The following is a 14345-nucleotide window of genomic DNA, read 5'->3' as shown; positions in this document are numbered from 1 at the left end:
AAGTCGCGAACGGCTAGCCTGCCCTTCCCCGGCTCGCGCCATGAAAGGCGCTCACGGCCACCGCGCGGCGGTCAGGAAGCGTGTCGCGCGCAGAACTGCGCGCGACCGGGGAGGTTTGGGGCCTCAATAAGGCGGTAGCTGTGTAGTTGCGGACGGTTTGTCGCGGGCGAATTGCCCGCGACTGCGGAAAGCGCTGGCGTTGCCCATACGAGCGGCCAGCGACCGCTGGCCGTCTCGCGGCGGGCCTTAGCGAGAGCAAAGCTCTCGCGGCGGACATGAAAAGGGCGAGCAGCCGACGCCAGTCGGCTGCGAGGGCTTTCAGGCGTAGCGTTCGAGTTCCGGTCGGTCGAGCTCTTCCAGCACGTCGTCGGCGACCTCGTCGAGCAGCTGGCGGCCGTCGGCGGTGACGACGCGACCGTCGTTGCCTTCGGTCTGGAGGTAGTCGGCGTCTTCGAGCTGCTGGAGGGCGGTGCGGATGATCTTCCGGGAGCCGTCGGTCTGGCTCGGGGGGCGGACCTGATAGCGGTTGGAGCCGCCTTTCGTGGAGCCGTACTCGGTGGCGAGCGCGCCGACGCCGACCGGCCCGTCGACGGCGATCTTTCGGAGGAGGCTAGCGGTGCGGGTGGCCCAGAAGTCCTCCTGCTCGGGCGGGAGTTCGCGACCGACGCCAGTGGTGGTGAACTCGATCCAGTCGGGTGCTTCGACGTCGCCGTCGTCGGCGAGTCGGTCCGCGACGGCCTCGATGAGGTCGTCGGCGGGCACGTCGTAGAGTGTCGTCATTGGAGAGGCATACTGCACTCGCTCATTTAAGGGCGTCGTCTCGACTCGATCACGACTGGTGGGGACCGACGCCGTCGCCGGTTCGGGTCGGTCACGTCACTCCGTGCGAGCGCGACTCGCGCCGAGACTGGCGGCGACCAGGCCGCCGACGATCGTCGGGAGCCAGTAGGTCGCGATGCGGTGGACGAGCACGGCGGCGACGGCCGTCCCCTGGAGGATGCCGCCGATCGAGACGAGGATGGCGGCGAAGGCGGTCTCGATCGCGCCCGAGCCGCCCGGAAGCGGCGTGACGCCGGCGATCGAGCCGATCGGGACAGCGATGAGCGCAGCCGCCAGCGGAACAGAGCCGCCGACGGCCGAGACGGCGACCCACAGCGCGACCGAGAGCGCGACCCAGCCTGCGGCCGAGAACGTGGTCGCTTTCAGGATCGCCTCGCGGTCGCTCGCAATGCGTTCGATCGCGCCGAAGAAGCCGTCGATCCGATGTTCGATCGCCTCCGGCGACGGCGGTTCCCGACCGGGAATCACCCGTGCGACGAGTCTGAGAATGGGTGTGACGACGACGGCGATCGCGTGTTCGATCTGGTGGCGGTAGCGGTAGCCTGACACGCCGACCAAGACGAAGACGGCGAGCAAGACGCCGAGGACGGCGACCGACAGGTAGAGGTCTCGGCTCAGTCGCGTCGCGTCGAGCGCGAAGACGGCGACGCCGGTGAAGGCCATGCCGATCGAGGGCATGAAGTGCAACGTGTCGACGCTGGCGATGGCCGCGAGCCCGTTCTCGTATTCGGTATCGGCGGCTTCGGAGATGAGGAAGGCACTGACTGGTTCCCCGCCGGCCTGACCGAAGGGGGTGATGTTGTTGGCGAACATCGCGGCCGAGAAGACCAGGATCGACTTGACGGCCGAGATTGGGTGACCCAGCGCGTCGAGGACGACGTACAACGACATCCCCCAGGACGCGAGCCAGAAGACTGCGAGTGCGAGGACGACGGCGACCAGCGAGAGCCGGGCACGTTCGAGCGCGGAGATGGTCTCCTCGACGCCAGCGAGCCAGACGAGCAGCCCGAGCACGAGCAGTGCCGCGATAAACAGGGCGATCGTGATCCAGCGGTCGCCGTCCATGCGACTGATGTCTTGGGCGACGACGGCTTGAAGCCTCCGGTCGATTTCTGATGTTGGGCTTTTTGTACTGGCAGGCCAACCGGCCCGCATGGACGAACGGACGGCGCTGGGAGTGCTCGCCGGCCGGCTTCCCCACGCCGGTGACGATGCAGCCGTAATCGAGGATCTCGTGGTGACGACGGACATGCTCCACGAGACGACGGATTTCCCGCCGGGGACGACCCGCTACACGGCGGGCTGGCGGGCCGTCGGGGCCTCCCTGTCGGACGTCGCGGCGATGGGAGCCGACGCCGTCGCTGCGGTCGCGGTCTACGGCGCCCCTCGGTTCGAAGAGAGTGAAGTAATCGATTTCGTCGACGGGGCCTGTGACGTCTGCGAGGCGGTCGATTCGGAATACGTCGGTGGTGACCTCGACCACCACGAGGAGTTCACGGTGGCGACGACGGCCGTCGGCCGGACCGACGAGCCGGTCCTGCGCTCGGGGGCGGCGGTTGGTGAGGCGGTCTGTGTGACGGGGGCGCTGGGCCGCAGCGGGGCTGCCTTGCGCTTGTTCGAGCAAGGCGCGACCGAACGCGCGAACGACCTCTTTCGGTTCGAGCCTCGCATCGGGGCCGGACGAGCACTCGCTCCACACGCGAGCGCGATGATGGATTCGAGCGACGGGCTGGCGCGGTCGCTCCACCAGCTTGCGGAAGCCAGCGACTGTGGGATGGCCGTCGAGACGCCGCTACCGATCGACGGGGCGGTCGACGACGTCGCCACAGACGAGCGCGAGCGGCTGGATCTGGGTGCGTACTTCGGAGAGGATTTCGAACTCGTCTGTACGATCCCCGAGGATCGCCTCTCAGAAGTGAGAGACGCCTCTCCGACGCCGCTGACGCGGATCGGGACCGTCGTCGACAGCGGCGTGACGCTCGATGGCGATCCGATGCCCGACCGCGGGTACACCCATCGTGGTGACTGAACGGCTCAGGCGACGATACGGAAGGGGATCGGCATGAAACAGAGGATGCCGACGAGGAACGTCAGCAGCGCAATCGCCCGCCGTTTCGGGTCGAGTGGTGTCTCACGAATCGGGTCTGCTGGGCCGGCGTAGGCCAGCGCCGTCGCGAACAGCCCCCAGACGATCCAGATACCGATCTCGACGGTGACGTCGCCCCACAGAAAGAGCATGCCGGCGAGGGCGAACAGCGCGGCCGGGATCAGCGCGGCGACGGTCTCCTGTCGTGGCCCGATCAGCGCGCGCAGGACGTGGCCGCCGTCCAGTTGGCCGACGGGCAGGAGATTGAGGAACGTGACGAGCATGCCGAGCCAGCCGGCGAAGACGACCGGATTGAGCTGCTGGGTCGGATCCGAATAGGCGAGCGGCTGGCCGGTCAGAACCGCCAGCCCACGAAGCAGTAGCGGCTCGGCGAACTGGATCTGCGCGGCGTCGCTGCCGGGCGAGGGTGGCGGCACCGAGATCGGCCCCAGGAAGAGTCCGACCACGGTGACGACGACGGTCGCGACGATCCCGGCCAGCGGCCCGGCAGCGCCGATATCGAGCAGGGCTTTCCGACTCGGGATCCGGCCACGCATGCGGATGATCGCGCCGGCGGTCCCGAACGGCGGCGGGATCGGGATGAAGTAGGGCAGACTGGCGTCGACGCGGTGGAGCCGGCTCATGGCGTAGTGGCCGAACTCGTGGATCCCGAGGATCGTCAGGACCGCGAGCGAGAACGGCCAGGCGTGGAGCATGTTCAGGGGGTCCTCGCCGACGTCGATGTGATACCAGACCGTGCCTGCATAGAGCGTCGTCAGGACGGTCGCGAGCGCGAGCGCGACGTTCTTCCAGGGGATGCCGTCGATCTTCCAGGGGATGCCGTCGATCCCGATCGAGCGCTCGCGAGCGACCAGCACGTGTTCGGCCGCCGGGAGGACACCGCCGTCGTGGTAGCGTGCTTGCAACTGGATCTCGTAGCCTCGTTCGTCGAACAGTGGTTCGAGTTCGCGTTCGACCTCGACTGGGGGGACCTGTGGCTCGCCGATGTAGAGGAGGCGATCGCCGTCACGGTGGACGGCAGTCACGTCGTAGAAGGATGCCAGAGCCTCCGGCGCGGGCGCGTCGTCCAACGGATCGCTCGGAGGCATTCGTGTCCCTGTTTGGACAGTGGTTCATAAAATCCCGACGGTACGGGCGAAGTAGGGGGAACGGGTGACCCAGCCAGGGTGGCCGTCTCGATGACCGCCCCAAGCGACCGGGTCGGCGCGGGCGGGGACCCGATACGTTCACACCATGCCAGAGGATCGTTACGCAGCCTCGACTCGCCAGGTGGTCGCGCTCGTGTACGACCACTTCTCGACCTCGATGTCTGTCGCCGAATCTTTGAGTTTGACCATCAGTGCACCGATCTCTTTGGGGGAGAGATCGACTTCGTCGGCGATGAACTTGCTCTTGAAGTAGAGTTCACCGCCGTCGTTGGTCGCCTTCTCCCGCAGGTACGAGCGAAGGCGCTCCTCTTTGGAGTCAGTCGATTCGGCGTCGGCACGTTCGGTGGAGGGCTGTGTCGTCGCGCTCATCTGAGTCACCTCACTCACCCTTATCTGCCGGAGGGTCATATAAAGGGGAGAAGCTTTGGACTGCTTCGACCGATTTTAGCGACTGGTGAGGGTCGAAGTAATTTTTCAACACTGCACGAGAATCCTTTAGATATTTTAAAACTGTCTCTCTGTACTTATTTCTCAAAATATCATAGTTGGTATATTGTCTGACAATTCACTGCCGAAAGCTGTTTTAGGGCCGCTTGGGAGAGAATCAAACAGCGTTCTCAGGTATCGAAGTGGCGACTGTGGAGGGCGAATATCATCGTTCGTGGACCCAGAACGCGTCTTCGACGGTGACTTCCTTTTTGAAGATGGGGACTTCGTCTTTCAGTCGGTCGATGCCGTCCGAGACGGTTTCGAACGCTTCCTCGCGGTGGCCCGCGAGCACGACGACGAAGACGATGTCCTCGCCGGCCTCGATGACGCCGGTACGGTGGTGGAGTCGGACGGCTTTCACGCCGTCTCTGCCAGTGAGTTCCGCTTCGATGTCTTCCAGCCGATCCTCGGCGACGCCCTCGTACTTCTCGAAGGCCAGATGTTCGGTCCGGTCGTCTTCGGGGTGGTCTTTTGCGCGCACTTGCCCTGTAAAAGTCGCGATCGCACCCGCCTCTGCTGCTACGGGGTCGCGTTTGACGGACTGAACGAGCGAGTCGAGCGTCTCGAAGGGGTCGGTATCGTGCAATGCCTCGATGACCGCCTCGATGTCGACCGCGTCCGCGTTCGGCGCGTTCGCGATCGCCTCGCCAGCGTGCTCGCGACCGCCGAGGACCACCTGCGGAATCGCGGCGTCGCTGTACCCTTCGACGAGCGTGTAGTCGAACTCGGGCGCGAGATCTTCGAGCGTCCCGCGAAGCGTCCGATTCTCACCTGTGGCGAACCACTCGCCCCGGTCGGTGAGACCGTAGGTTCGATCCGCGCCGGCCGCGCGATGGCGCGCGGTGTCTTTGCCCTCGGTGTCGACGTCGAAGTCGTGGAGGTGTTTGATCGTCGCGACGCGGCCCCGTGATTCGAGACGGTCGGCCAGTCGCTCGACGAGGGTCGTCTTCCCCGTGTCGGAGTGACCGACCGCACCCAGTACGTACATACCCGAGGAGAGGACGGGAGAGGGCTTGAGAGTTCGGCCTCGCGGGTGCGCGACAGGGTTGACAATTCTTAAGAGTGGCTCGCGGCTACCCCGACCCAATGAAGACAGTCGTCTCTATCGGCGGGAGCGTGCTCGTGCCCGACCTCGATGCGGGCCGGGTCGAGGAGTTCGCCGACGTCGTCGAATCGCTCGCCGAGGCTGGCCAGAACCTGGGAATCGTCGTCGGTGGCGGCCCGGTCGCACGACAGTACATCGGCGCGGCCCGCGATCTCGGCGCGAACGAGGGCGAGCTCGACCAGCTCGGAATCGACACCACGCGCCTGAACGCGCGCCTCTTGCTCGCGGCGCTGGACGAGGATCTGGCCGCCCCCTCGATCCCCGAGAACTACGAACAGGCCGCCGAAGCACTCCACCGCGACAGCGTCGTCGTCATGGGCGGGGTCGTCCCGGCACAGACGACCGACGCCGTCTCCGCCGCACTCGCTGAATACGTCGACGCCGACCGACTCGTCTTCGCGACATCGGTCCCCGGCGTCTTCGACGCCGACCCGAACGAGGACCCCGACGCCGAACGCTACGACGAGATCGAAGCGAGCGAACTGGTCGACCTGATCGCCCGCGGCGAGTCGCTCGGCTCGGCCGGCTCGAACGCGCCGATCGACCTGCTCGCGGCGAAGGTGATCAAACGCTCGGGCATCGACGCCATCGTGCTCGACGGCACAGATCCGAGCGCAGTCGAGCGTGCGCTGCTCGACGGCGAGTTCGACGGGACCCGGATCGTCCCGGACGGGGTGTGAGATGAGCGAACCGATCGACCCCTACGAGGTGGGGCGAGACAGCGAGCAGGCGTTCTGGGCCGACGCCGTCGCCGACGTGATCGAGGCGCGTGATCCCGAGGACCCGATCGTGATCAAAGGTGGTGTCTCGCCGTCGGGCGTCCCGCACCTGGGCCACGTCAACGAGATTATGCGTGGGTACTTCGTCGCCGAGGCGCTGCGCGAACGCGGTCACGAGGTCCGGCAGGTCTTCACGAGCGACGACAAAGACCGCCTGCGGAAGATTCCACGCCGACTCGCGGATCTGGACGGGAATATCGTCGGTCTGGGCGAGGTCGACGCCGGTGCACTCGGGCGGAATCTGGGCAAACCCTACACCGACATCCCCGACCCCTTCGGCTGCTGTGACTCCTATGGAGCGCACTTCACGACAATCCTGCAGGACAGCGCCGAGGCCCTCGGGGTTCCCATCGAGTTCGTCTCGAACACCGACCTCTACGAATCGGGGGAGTTCGACGACGCCATCGAGCACGTGCTGGCGAACCAGGGTCGCGCACGCGAGGTACTCAGCGAGTACCAAGACAAGGTCGACGAGACCTACGTCCCCTTCCAGGCCCAGTGCGAGGAGTGTGGCAATCTCACGGAGGGCATAACGAGTGTGGATCTCGACGCGGGCACCGTCTCGTACGTCTGCGAGGACGTCGAGGCCGGCGACGACACCATCGAGGGTTGCGGTCACGAGGGAACAGTCTCGATCCGCGAGGGCAAACTGCCGTGGCGCTTCGAGTGGCCCGCCCAGTGGGAGATTCTCGGTGTGGACTTCGAGCCCTTCGGCAAGGACCACGCCGAAGGCTCCTGGCCCTCCGGTGAGGATATCGCGCGAAACGTCTTCGAGATCGAACCTCCGGTGCCGATGGTCTACGAGTGGTTCACGCTCGACGGCGAGGCGCTCTCGTCGTCGTCGGGTAACATCGTCACTGTCGACGAAGTGCTGGAGCTGCTCGAAGTCGAAGTGTTGCGGTACTTCTTCGTGAAGAACCCGACGAAGGCGCGGGACTTCTCGATCGAGCACCTCGACCAGCTCGTCGACGAGTTCGATCGCTTCGAGCGCGTCTACTTCGGCCAACAGGACTCGGGAAGCGACCGCGAGGCCGAACTCACCGAGCGCGAGGCAGCACTGGCCGAACGAGCCTATCCCATGGTCGTCGACGAGATTCGAGAAGATCGGATCCGTATTCCGTACACCTTCGCCGCGGTGCTGGGGATGACTGACGACCCCGACCTCCGCGAAGAGATTGCCCGGCGCGAGGGGCACATTCCCGAGGACGCCCCCGAGTGGGCTGTCGAGGGAGCGCTCGCGAGAGTCGAGCGAGCGCGCAACTGGGCGCGACGCACCGACAACGAGTTCAACTACGAACTCAGACGCGGGTCGATTCCCGCGGTCGACTTCGACGACGCGACCGCGGCAGCCCTCGACGATGTCGCCGCCGTCGTCGAGTCGGGTGGTGACGGCGACACGATTCAGGCAGCGATCTACGAGGCCGCTGAGGACCACGACGTCGGGGTCGCAGACCTGTTCAGCGCGGGCTACCGCCTGTTTTTCGACCTCGAAGAGGGGCCGAAACTCGGGCCGTTCCTCGCGAAACTCGATCGGGAGTTCGTCGTCGGCCGCCTCCGACAGAAACGATAGCTCCCGGAGCTGGAAACGATCCTCGCGTCCATAGTTTATACGCCTCCGTAACGTTGGATGGGATATGCCGACGGTCGAGACAGAGTCGCTGGGTGCCGCGATCGCCACCGAATCCGAGCGTGAACAGCGCGAGGTGATCGCGCCTGCGACTGGCGAGCGGCTGGGACACGTCCCGCGCGGCCAGCCCGAAGACGTCACTGCTGCCGTCGAGCGTGCTCGGGACGCCCAGCGAGCGTGGGCAGATCGACCCCTGGACGAGCGAGTCGCCGTCCTGCGGGACGTCGCGGACCGCGTCCTCGACGAACAGTCGTGGCTGCTGGACGTTTTGCAGGCAGAAACGGGCAAAGCGAGAGTCGACGCCGTCGAGGAGGTGTTCGACGTCGCGATCAACGCCCGCTACTACGCCAGCGAGGCCGACTCGCTGCTCAGCCCCACGCGACGCCGCGGTGGTGTCCCGCTGGCGACAAAGACGGTCGAACACCGCTACCCGAAGGGTGTCGTCGGGCTGATCGTCCCCTGGAACTACCCGCTGACACTCGCGCTCTCGGACGCGCTACCCGCACTCTTGGCGGGCAACGCCGTCGTCTGCAAGCCCGCAGCGTCGACGCCCTATACTGCCCTGGCTGCGGCGCGACTCCTCCGCGAAGCGGGCCTCCCCGAAGACTGTTTCCAGGTCGTCACAGGAACTGGCTCGACGCTCGGGGAGCCACTGATCGAGGCTGTCGATATGATCGGCTTTACCGGGAGCACGGAGACGGGCCGGGTCGTCGCCGAGGCGGCCGGGCGACACCTGACGCCGGCCTCGTTAGAACTCGGCGGGAAGAATCCCATGCTCGTACTGGCCGACGTAGATTCCGAGACGGCGGCCGCCCAGGCCGTCGAGGACTGTTTCGCCAACGCGGGGCAACTCTGTGTCTCGATCGAGCGCATCTACGTCGAACAGGCGAATTTCGAGGCGTTCCGGGACGCTTTCGTCGCGGAGACCCGCCAGCTGACACTCGGTGTCGGGACCGACTGGGACGTCGACGTGGGGTCGTTGCAGTCGGCCGACCAGCTCGAGCGCGTGCAGGCTCACGTCGACGACGCGCTCGACCGTGGTGCGTCGCTGCTGACTGGGGGTCGCCACCGCCCCGACGTCGGGCCGTTCGTCTACGAACCGACGGTGCTGACCGACGTGCCCACTGACGCCGACCTCACTGACGAGGAGACGTTCGGGCCGGTGGTTCGACTCGAATCCGTCCCGGACGCCGAGACGGCCGTCGAGCGGGCCAACGACACCCCCTATGGACTCAACGCCACTGTCTGGAGCGGCGACCGCGAGCGGGGCGAGCAACTCGCCAGACAGATCGAGTGTGGGACTGTCAGCGTCAACGGGACCTATCGGACCGCGTGGGTGAGCGTCGACGCGCCGATGGGCGGGCGCAAGGACTCGGGGATCGGTCGCCGACACGGCCGCCAGGGTATCGAGAAGTACACCGACAGCCAGACTGTCGCCGTCCAGCGCAGCCTCCCACTGAAGCCCTCGTGGGCCTCGAACGGGCTGTGGGCCCGCACGATGAACGCGACGCTCCGAGCCTGGAACAGACTCTCGCGGTGGTGGCCGTGAGCGTCTTTCTGACCGGGTTTCCCGGCTTTCTCGGCTCGGCGCTGGTCGAGCGCTTGCTTGAGCGCACGGATCGAGTCGACTGTCTGATCCAGGCCCGGTATCGCGAGCAGGCCCAGCGGCGGGCCGAGCAGATTGCCGGCGACGACTGGCCCGAGCGGATCGCGCTCCACGTGGGCGACATCACCGAGCCGGATCTCGGCCTCGACGCCGACACAGCCCGGGAGATCCAGGACCGTACTGTCGAGACGTTCCATCTCGCGGCCGTCTACGATCTCGGCGTCTCCCGGGCGGTGGCCGAGGCCGTCAACGTCGACGGCACCGAACACGTGCTGAATTTCGTCGAAGGCTGCGAAACGCCGCGCCTGCACTACGTCAGCACCTGCTACGTCAGCGGCCGGTACGACGGCGTCTTCTCCGAGGCCGATCTGGACGTCGGCCAGACGTTCACCAACCACTACGAGGCGACGAAGTTCGAGGCCGAGAAGCGTGTGAAGGAACGGATGCACAGTCTGAAGGCGACGATCTACCGGCCGGCGATCGTCGTCGGCGACAGCGAGACGGGCGCGACCGAGAAGTACGACGGTCCCTACGGAATCCTTCGGTTTCTACTGTGCCAGCCTCGCCACGCGGTCCTGCCGCGGATGGCCGGGGCCGAGACGTACGAGGTCAACCTCGTCCCGCGGGACTTCGTGGTCGACGCGATCGAGCACCTGAGCGGTCTCGACGGCTCGGCAGGTGAGGTCTACCAGCTCTGTGACCCGAACCCGCCGACGGTCGCGGAGACGGTCGACCTGTTCGCGAACGCGACCGGGCGGACGGTCCACACAGTCCCACTGCCCCGGCGGCTCGTCGAGGGGTCGCTGCGGTGGATTCCGGGCGCGGCGGCACTGACGGGCGTCGATCCCGACACTGTTCCGTACTTTTCGCACCCGACGCAGTACGTCTGCCCGAACACGCGCCGGGATCTGGCTGGATCGTGTATCGAGTGTCCGCCGCTCGGCTCGTACGTCGACGCACTGGTGGCGTACCTCAGGGCGAATCCCGACCTCCGGACGGGCGCGATGCAGTGAGCACGAGTTTCAGACCCTGAAAGTCGCCCGCTTTTTATATGCTGGTCGCGCGAAACGAACCGGATATGGCAGCAATCGAGCTGGACGGCCTCGCCAAGGAGTACAGCGGGGGCGTGACGGCGCTGCGGGGAATCGATCTCGACGTCCGAGATGGTGAGATATTCGGATTTCTGGGGCCGAACGGGGCCGGGAAGTCGACGACGATCAACATCCTGCTGGACTTCGTCCGGCCGAGTGGGGGGTCGGCCCGCGTGCTCGGGCTGGACGCCCAGGACGACACCCAGGAGGTTCGGCGCCGAACCGGCGTCCTCCCGGAGGGATACACGGTCTACAGCCGTCTGACGGGTCGCCAGCACGTCGAGTTCGTGATCGAGTCCAAGGACGCCGACGACTACGCCGACGAGATTCTCGAACGCGTCGGGATCGAAGACGCCGCCGACCGAAAGGCCGGCGACTACTCTAAAGGGATGAAACAGCGCCTCACGCTGGGGATGGCGCTGGTCGGCGACCCCGACCTGCTCATCCTGGACGAACCCTCGACCGGACTCGACCCTTCGGGTGTTCAGGACGTCAGGCGGATCGTCAAGGAGGAATCGGATCGCGGAACGACGGTCTTCTTCTCGAGTCACATTCTGAGTCAGGTCGAAGCGGTCTGTGACCGCGTCGGCATCCTCCGCAAAGGCGAACTGGTCGCCGTCGACACCGTCGAGGGGCTTCGTGACGCCGCCGGGACCGAGGCACGACTCCGGATCAGTGTCGGGGAGTACGAACCCGAAGACGTCGAGGCTGTCCGCGCGCTGGAGGGCGTCTCGGAGGTCCAGCAACGCGACGGCGAACTGATCGTCTCGGTCGCCGACGGATCGAAGACGAGCGTCCTCACGACGCTTGAAGACCGCGGTGTGGCCGTGAACGACTTCGAGACGGAGGAAGCCTCCCTCGAAGAGCTGTTCCTGTCCTACACCGACGAGGAGGTGGACGCATGAGCTGGAGCGCCGTCGCCAAGAAGGACTTCACGGACGCGCTTCGCTCGCGGGCGATCTGGGCGATTTCGGTGGTGTTCATCCTGCTGTCGGTCGTCATCGCGTACGTCTACGGGTCGTTCAGCGCCGACCAGCTGGGGACCGAGGAAGTCACTGCTGAGGGGCTGGTGTTCTTCCTGGCGAGCAACATCACGCTGTTCGTCTCGATCACGGCGCTGGTCATCGCCTACAAGTCGATCGCTGGCGAGCGCGAGAGCGGCTCGCTCAAGATCCTGCTGTCGCTCCCGCACACTCGCCGGGACGTCCTCCTCGGGAAGGTCCTCGGCCGCGGAGCCGTCCTCGCGATTCCCGTCGTCGTCGCGCTCGCGATCGGTGCGGTCGTGGGCAGCGCGATGCTCGGTGAGGTCGCCGCCCAGGCACTGCTCGCACTCCTGGTCGTCTCGCTGGTCTTCACGTTCGCGTACGTCAGCGTGATCGTGGGGCTGTCGGCGATCACCGGGTCGACGACTCGCGCGTCGATGTTGACCATCGGCTTCTTCGTCCTGTTCGAGTTCCTCTGGGGGATCGTCTCTATCGGGATCGTCTGGGCCTCGAACGGGTTCAGTCTCCCCCAGAGTACGGCCGCGTATCCCGACTGGATCTTCGTCGTGAATCAGGTCCCGCCCAGTGGCGCGTACACTACGTTCCTGTACGCCCTCGTCCCGGGTGCCTCCGGGAACGCGGCCGACATCGACGCCTTCTACGCGACGCCGTGGCTCGGCGCGGTCGTCCTCCTGTTCTGGCTGGTCGTCCCCGCCGCTCTCGGCTACTGGCGCTTCTCGAAGGCCGACCTCTGACGAAAGGCAATACCTTTCACACGCCCCTTTGAACGCGGAATTATGGCTGCGATAGACGTCAGTGGTGTCACCAAGCAGTTCGGTGGCGTCACAGCCCTCCAGAACCTCGACCTCACGGTCGAGGACGGCGAAGTGTTCGGCTTTCTCGGGCCAAACGGCGCGGGCAAGTCAACCACGATCGATATCCTGCTCGATCACGTCCGACCGACGGCCGGCTCGGCGCGCGTCTTCGGCATGGACGCCCAGGACCAGTCCGTCTCGATCCGCGAGCGCACGGGCGTCCTTCCCGAAGGCTACGGGCCGCTCGGACAGATGACCGGTCGCACGCACGTTGAGTTCGCGCTCGAAGCCAAGGGCGCAGGCGGTGACCCCGACGCACTGCTCGAACGGGTCGGGATCACCGGCGCGGCGGATCGACGAGCGGTCGACTACTCCAAGGGGATGAAACAGCGACTCATGCTCGCGATGGCGCTGGCCGGCGATCCCGAACTGCTCATCCTGGACGAACCCACGACCGGGCTGGACCCCAACGGCGCGCGGACGATGCGCAAGATCGTCCAGGAAGAGGCCGACCGCGGCGCGACGGTCTTCTTCTCCAGTCACATCCTCGAACAGGTCGAGGCCGTCTGTGATCGCGTAGGCATCCTCAATCAGGGCCACCTCGCGGCCGTCGACACCATTGACGGCCTCCGAGAGGCCGCCGGCGCGACCGGGCAGGTCCGAGTGACGATGGATGCCGTTCCGGACGGGCTGATCGAGACGATCGAGGGCCTCGACGGCGTCAATAGCGTCTCGATCACGGACGGGACGCTCGTCGCAGGGTGTGAGAACCCCGCGAAGGGCGCGGTCGTCCACCGCTGCTACGAGGCCGGAACGGTCGAGGACGTCGAGACCAGCGAGGCCTCGCTGGAGGATCTGTTCGTCTCCTACACGGGAGGTGGAGCCTGATGAATCGATTGTTGCAGATCGCACGGAAGGACTTCAGAGACGCTGCCAGAGACCGCGAGTTGTACGTCGCTGGGGCGCTGTTCCTGCTGCTGGGGCTGGCAATCGGCTACATCGTCGGGGGAAGTCCAGAGCAGGCCGACGGCGCTTCGGTGGCGTTCGGCTCGCTTGCGGGTCTGACGTTCATCGGCACGCTCGCGGCAGTCGCGCTGTCCCAGAACCAGATCGTCGGCAAGCGTAGCTCCGGGGAGCTTCGGGTGTTGCTCAGCCTCCCGTTCTCGCGGCGAGACGTCGTATACGGCTCGTTCTTCGGACGATGGGCACTTCTCGCGACCATGTCAATCGTCACGCTGGTCGTTGCGGCCGGACTGGCGTTTCTCAGAGGCGCACCCGTCGGCGTCGCGCCGCTACTAGGCGCGATTGTTCTCGCGAGCGTGCTGCTGGGCGTCTTCGTCAGCCTCGCTGTCGGCCTCTCGGCGGGGTCGGAGAACACCGCACGGGCGGCCGCAGGCTCCTTCGGAATCTTCATCGTCGTCCTGTTCCTGTGGGGACAGCTTCCTGGAATCGTGCGGTACGTCCTCAACGGCTTTTCGAGTCCGACCGGTGCAACGCCATCCTGGGCGAAAGCCTGGGGACATCTCCAGCCGATTGCAGCCCTCAGAAACCTGAGCGTGGACGTGTTCCCCGATCTCGCCCCTGCCCTGTCGGCGTTTGCAAACTCGATCCCCGAGTCACAACCAGTCTACACCGAACCCTGGTTCGGGGCGCTCGTCGTGCTGGCGTGGGTCGTCCTGCCCGTGACTGCGGGCTATCTCAAACTCCGTGGCGCGGACCTCTAACGCAAGTCCGATAGCACTCCACCCCCGACGC

The 14345-nt window shown here is 66.0% G+C and carries 14 protein-coding genes; 9 read left to right on the top strand and 5 right to left on the bottom strand.

Going from position 1 to position 14345, the window contains the following annotated elements; all coding sequences use genetic code 11:
- Window positions 1-318: 318 nt before the first annotated feature.
- Window positions 319-780: a 30S ribosomal protein S19e gene (locus DV733_RS03235; protein ID WP_049993758.1), complete on the bottom strand. Its 462-nt coding sequence runs from the start codon at window positions 778-780 to the stop codon at window positions 319-321.
- A gap of 96 nt (window positions 781-876) precedes the next feature.
- Window positions 877-1905 carry a lysylphosphatidylglycerol synthase transmembrane domain-containing protein gene (locus tag DV733_RS03230; RefSeq protein WP_049993757.1) on the bottom strand — a complete coding sequence of 343 codons (1029 nt, stop codon included), beginning with the start codon at window positions 1903-1905 and terminating at the stop codon, window positions 877-879.
- A gap of 88 nt (window positions 1906-1993) precedes the next feature.
- Here DV733_RS03230 and thiL point away from each other — a divergent pair, with 88 nt between their 5' ends.
- A complete protein-coding gene (gene thiL, locus DV733_RS03225; RefSeq protein ID WP_049993756.1) occupies window positions 1994-2869 on the top strand; it encodes a thiamine-phosphate kinase in 876 nt (291 codons plus the stop codon).
- A gap of 5 nt (window positions 2870-2874) precedes the next feature.
- Here the strand turns inward: thiL and DV733_RS03220 are convergent, their stop codons facing one another.
- The 3 genes from DV733_RS03220 to DV733_RS03210 all read right to left on the bottom strand — a co-directional run bounded on the left by DV733_RS03220 (window position 2875) and on the right by DV733_RS03210 (window position 5572).
- Complete coding sequence (locus DV733_RS03220; protein ID WP_049993755.1) at window positions 2875-4035, bottom strand: site-2 protease family protein; 1161 nt, start codon at window positions 4033-4035, stop codon at window positions 2875-2877.
- Window positions 4036-4194: 159 nt separating this feature from the next.
- The gene (locus DV733_RS03215) at window positions 4195-4464 is read right to left on the bottom strand and encodes a DUF7123 family protein (protein WP_049993754.1); all 270 of its coding nucleotides are present in this window, start codon (window positions 4462-4464) and stop codon (window positions 4195-4197) included.
- 283 nt (window positions 4465-4747) lie between these two features.
- Window positions 4748-5572: a molybdopterin synthase gene (locus DV733_RS03210; protein ID WP_049993753.1), complete on the bottom strand. Its 825-nt coding sequence runs from the start codon at window positions 5570-5572 to the stop codon at window positions 4748-4750.
- Between the two features lie 98 nt (window positions 5573-5670).
- On the opposite strand from DV733_RS03210, the gene pyrH reads away from it, so the two are divergent.
- The 8 genes from pyrH (at window position 5671) to DV733_RS03170 (ending at window position 14314) form a co-directional block, all read left to right on the top strand.
- Window positions 5671-6369: a UMP kinase gene (pyrH, locus tag DV733_RS03205; RefSeq protein ID WP_049993752.1), complete on the top strand. Its 699-nt coding sequence runs from the start codon at window positions 5671-5673 to the stop codon at window positions 6367-6369.
- Between the two features lies 1 nt (window position 6370).
- Window positions 6371-8038 (top strand): lysine--tRNA ligase, encoded by a 1668-nt coding sequence (lysS, locus tag DV733_RS03200; RefSeq protein WP_049993751.1) that lies wholly within the window; start codon window positions 6371-6373, stop codon window positions 8036-8038.
- Window positions 8039-8102: 64 nt separating this feature from the next.
- Complete coding sequence (locus DV733_RS03195; protein WP_049993750.1) at window positions 8103-9644, top strand: succinic semialdehyde dehydrogenase; 1542 nt, start codon at window positions 8103-8105, stop codon at window positions 9642-9644.
- A complete protein-coding gene (locus DV733_RS03190; RefSeq protein WP_049994314.1) occupies window positions 9641-10714 on the top strand; it encodes an SDR family oxidoreductase in 1074 nt (357 codons plus the stop codon). Before DV733_RS03195 ends, DV733_RS03190 begins: the two co-directional genes overlap by 4 nt.
- Before the next feature lie 65 nt (window positions 10715-10779).
- Window positions 10780-11697 (top strand): ABC transporter ATP-binding protein, encoded by a 918-nt coding sequence (locus DV733_RS03185; RefSeq protein WP_049994313.1) that lies wholly within the window; start codon window positions 10780-10782, stop codon window positions 11695-11697.
- Window positions 11694-12530 carry an ABC transporter permease subunit gene (locus tag DV733_RS03180; RefSeq protein ID WP_049993749.1) on the top strand — a complete coding sequence of 279 codons (837 nt, stop codon included), beginning with the start codon at window positions 11694-11696 and terminating at the stop codon, window positions 12528-12530. The genes DV733_RS03185 and DV733_RS03180 overlap by 4 nt, the downstream gene beginning before the upstream one ends.
- Before the next feature lie 42 nt (window positions 12531-12572).
- The gene (locus tag DV733_RS03175) at window positions 12573-13478 is read left to right on the top strand and encodes an ABC transporter ATP-binding protein (RefSeq protein WP_049993748.1); all 906 of its coding nucleotides are present in this window, start codon (window positions 12573-12575) and stop codon (window positions 13476-13478) included.
- On the top strand, window positions 13478-14314 hold the full coding sequence (locus DV733_RS03170) for an ABC transporter permease (protein ID WP_049993747.1): 837 nt from the start codon (window positions 13478-13480) through the stop codon (window positions 14312-14314). Before DV733_RS03175 ends, DV733_RS03170 begins: the two co-directional genes overlap by 1 nt.
- Window positions 14315-14345 lie beyond the last annotated feature (31 nt).

This window comes from Halapricum salinum (assembly GCF_004799665.1).
GTDB lineage: Archaea > Halobacteriota > Halobacteria > Halobacteriales > Haloarculaceae > Halapricum > Halapricum salinum.
Note: the sequence above shows the minus strand (reverse complement) of the source record. Positions and strands in the feature narration are given on the sequence as shown.

Coding starts and splice junctions, on each gene's coding strand:
- DV733_RS03235 (WP_049993758.1), bottom strand. CDS start 780: ATGACGACACTCTACGACGTGCCCGCCGACGACCTCATCGAGGCCGTC.
- DV733_RS03230 (WP_049993757.1), bottom strand. CDS start 1,905: ATGGACGGCGACCGCTGGATCACGATCGCCCTGTTTATCGCGGCACTG.
- thiL (WP_049993756.1), top strand. CDS start 1,994: ATGGACGAACGGACGGCGCTGGGAGTGCTCGCCGGCCGGCTTCCCCAC.
- DV733_RS03220 (WP_049993755.1), bottom strand. CDS start 4,035: ATGCCTCCGAGCGATCCGTTGGACGACGCGCCCGCGCCGGAGGCTCTG.
- DV733_RS03215 (WP_049993754.1), bottom strand. CDS start 4,464: ATGAGCGCGACGACACAGCCCTCCACCGAACGTGCCGACGCCGAATCG.
- DV733_RS03210 (WP_049993753.1), bottom strand. CDS start 5,572: ATGTACGTACTGGGTGCGGTCGGTCACTCCGACACGGGGAAGACGACC.
- pyrH (WP_049993752.1), top strand. CDS start 5,671: ATGAAGACAGTCGTCTCTATCGGCGGGAGCGTGCTCGTGCCCGACCTC.
- lysS (WP_049993751.1), top strand. CDS start 6,371: ATGAGCGAACCGATCGACCCCTACGAGGTGGGGCGAGACAGCGAGCAG.
- DV733_RS03195 (WP_049993750.1), top strand. CDS start 8,103: ATGCCGACGGTCGAGACAGAGTCGCTGGGTGCCGCGATCGCCACCGAA.
- DV733_RS03185 (WP_049994313.1), top strand. CDS start 10,780: ATGGCAGCAATCGAGCTGGACGGCCTCGCCAAGGAGTACAGCGGGGGC.
- DV733_RS03180 (WP_049993749.1), top strand. CDS start 11,694: ATGAGCTGGAGCGCCGTCGCCAAGAAGGACTTCACGGACGCGCTTCGC.
- DV733_RS03175 (WP_049993748.1), top strand. CDS start 12,573: ATGGCTGCGATAGACGTCAGTGGTGTCACCAAGCAGTTCGGTGGCGTC.
- DV733_RS03170 (WP_049993747.1), top strand. CDS start 13,478: ATGAATCGATTGTTGCAGATCGCACGGAAGGACTTCAGAGACGCTGCC.